This window comes from Frankia sp. Mgl5 (assembly GCF_023242985.1).
GTDB classification, from domain to species: domain Bacteria; phylum Actinomycetota; class Actinomycetes; order Frankiales; family Frankiaceae; genus Parafrankia; species Parafrankia soli.
In genome coordinates this window covers 1-2,998 of the sequence record NZ_JALKFY010000733.1, presented here as the reverse complement: position 1 = coordinate 2,998, position 2,998 = coordinate 1, and the positions used below count along the sequence as shown (strand labels likewise).

Here is a 2,998-nt window from a genome sequence, read left to right as displayed (position 1 = left end):
TCCAGGCCAGGTGGAAGAGTGCGTCGTGGGTGGGGTGGGGTGGGGTGGCGGGTCGGGTGGTGAGGGAGTGGATGGACAGTACGGGACTGTTGCGGGGATCGACCGCGGTGATCTGGATTCCGGTACTGGTCCTGGTCGCGTGTACCCGGACCGCGCGTGCGCCCGTAGCGGATACCTCCACGCCAGCCCAGGCGAAAGGTAGCCGTGGGCTGCCGGCGGTCTCACCATCGGTCTCGCCGGGACAGAGCACACTGGCATGCAGGACCGCGTCGAACAGGGCCGGATGTATCCCGAATCCGGCTACCTCCACGGTTTCCGGGAGCAGCACGTCCGCGAAAACCTCACCGGAACGCCGCCAGGCGTCCCGCATGTTCTGGAATATCGGACCGTACACCATTCCGGCCGCCGTCCGGTCCTCGTAGAAACCAGACACATCGATCCGCTCGGCCCCCGCCGGGGGCCACCGGTGCGCGGAGAAACCAGAAAGATCCGGCTGTTCCAACGGCGATGCCCGCAGGAAACCCGTCGCGTTACGTGTCCACACCTCGCTGTCGGGCATCGTGGAGAACACCGAGACCGGTCGTCTTCCAGCCGCCTCCTCGGCACCCACCACCACTCGCACCCACACCGAGTCCGCCGCCACCAGCGGCGTTCCCATCACCAGTTCCTCTACCACCTCCGTACCGACCTCGGCACCGACCCGCATCGCCATCTCCACCAAAACCGCCCCCGGAACCACCACCACACCACCCACCATGTGATCAGCCAGCCAGGGATGCGACCCCACTCCCAACCGGCCCGTCCCGACCGCACCACCGCCCTCCGGAATCGTCACCACCGCCCCGATCAACGCGTGTTCCGTGACCGGTACCCCGACCGAGGACACATCACCGCCCACCGACCGCTCCAGCCAGTACCGCTCCCCTCCGAACGCATACGTGGGAACGTCCACCCGACGGGCACCCGAATCCTTGAAGAACCCCGCCCAGTCCACCCCCACCCCGCAGGTGAACAAACTCCCCACCGCAGCCACCACCGACCGGACCTCCGACACCCCCGACCGCAGCACCGGCACACAGCCAAAACCAGAACCGTCCGAAGAACCCGTCGCAGAGGCGTCACGGTCGGCCAGGCACTCACGGGTCAACGCCGTCAACACACTGCCCGGGCCCACCTCCACAAAAGTGCGCACGCCCTGATCCACGAGCCAACCCACCCCATCCGCGAACCGCACCGCCGCCCGCGCATGCGAGACCCAGTACTGCGCCGACCCCCACCCTCCACCGCCATCACCCGTCACATTCGACACCAACCGAAGAGACGGAGCCCGATACGACACCGACTCCGCCACCCTCCGGAAATCATCCAGCATCGGATCCATCCGAGCCGAATGAAACGCATGACTCACCGCCAGCCGCCGCACCCGAACCCCCTCCCCCAAACCCGCCACCACACCCCGCACAGCCGCTTCGTCTCCCGACAGCACCACCGACGACGGACCATTCACCGCCGCCACATCCACCCCCTCCCCCAGCAACGGCACCACCACATCCTCACCAACGCCCACCGCTACCATCACCCCACCCTCAGACAATCCCTGCATCAAACGGCCCCGAGCCACCACCAGACGCCCCGCGTCCTCCAAGGACCACACCCCAGCCACAAAAGCAGCCGTCAACTCGCCGACCGAATGACCCCCCACAAAATCGGGCCGCAAACCCCACGACTCCAACAGCCGAAACAAAGCAACTTCCACACCGAACAAAGCAGGCTGCGTGAACTCCGTCCGACCCAGACCATCCCCCGCCAGCACATCCCACAAAGAACACCCCAAAAGAGGATCAACCACCCCAGCCACCTCATCAAAAGCCCCCCGAAAAACCGGGAACACCCCAGCCAGATCCCGCCCCATCCCCACCCGCTGACTCCCCTGACCCGAAAACAGAACCGCCACCCCACCAGCAGCGACCTTCTCCGGCATGACAGCGCGTAGGCCGGCCAGCGCCTCTTCGCGGTCCGCGGTGACGACGGCGGCGCGGTATGCCAGCCCGGCCCGTCCGGTCGCCAGCGAGAAGGCGACGTCGAGCGGACTCAGCTCGGGATTCTTCGAGACATGGGAAGCGAGACGATCAGCCTGAATCCGGACAGCCTCGGAAGTGTTACCACTGACAACCCAGGGAACGACTGTTCCGGCGGGCTGGGGACGATCGTCGGAGCGGTCGTCCTCGGCCTGCTCGATGATGACGTGGGCGTTCGTCCCACTTACTCCGAAGGAGGAGACGGCCGCGCGGCGTGGCCGGCCCACCTCGGGCCATTCCCGCGCCGCGGTCAGCAACTCCACCCCACCCTCGGACCAGTCCACCTCCGAGGTCGGCGCAGTCACATGCAACGTCGCCGGCAACACCCCCGCCCGCATCGCCAGAACCATCTTGATGACCCCGGCCACACCCGCCGCTGCCTGCACATGACCAATATTCGACTTCAACGACCCCAACCACACCGGCCGACCCGGCACACGCTCCCGCCCATACACATCCACAATCGCCGACGCCTCGATCGGATCCCCCAGCCGAGTACCCGTCCCATGCGCCTCCACCACATCCACGTCCGCACCAGCCACCCCGGCATCCGCCAACGCCCGACGAATCACCGCCCGCTGCGCCGAACCACTCGGCGCAGTCAGACCATTCGACGCCCCATCCTGATTCACCGCAGAACCCCGCACCACCGCCAACACCGGATGCCCGTTCCGCCGCGCATCCGACAACCGCTCAAGAAGAAGCAAGCTGGCACCCTCGGACCATGCGGTGCCGTCCGCGGAATCCGAGAACGCCTTCACCCGGCCGTCCGGCGCCAGCCCCCGCTGCCGGGAGAACTCTACGAAGACATCGGGCGTCGCCATGACCGCGGCCCCGCCGGCGAGCGCCATCGAGCACTCACCCGCCCGCAACGCCCGCGCCGCCAGATGCAACGCCACCAACGACGACGAACACGCCGT

1 protein-coding gene is annotated in these 2,998 nt (G+C 67.1%); it reads right to left on the bottom strand.

The features are described 5' to 3' along the window. Positions 1–2,977 (bottom strand): type I polyketide synthase (locus tag MXD62_RS27175; protein ID WP_248832252.1); only part of this gene is annotated, 2,977 nt, incomplete at its 3' end. Between the last annotated feature and the right edge of the window lie 21 nt (positions 2,978–2,998).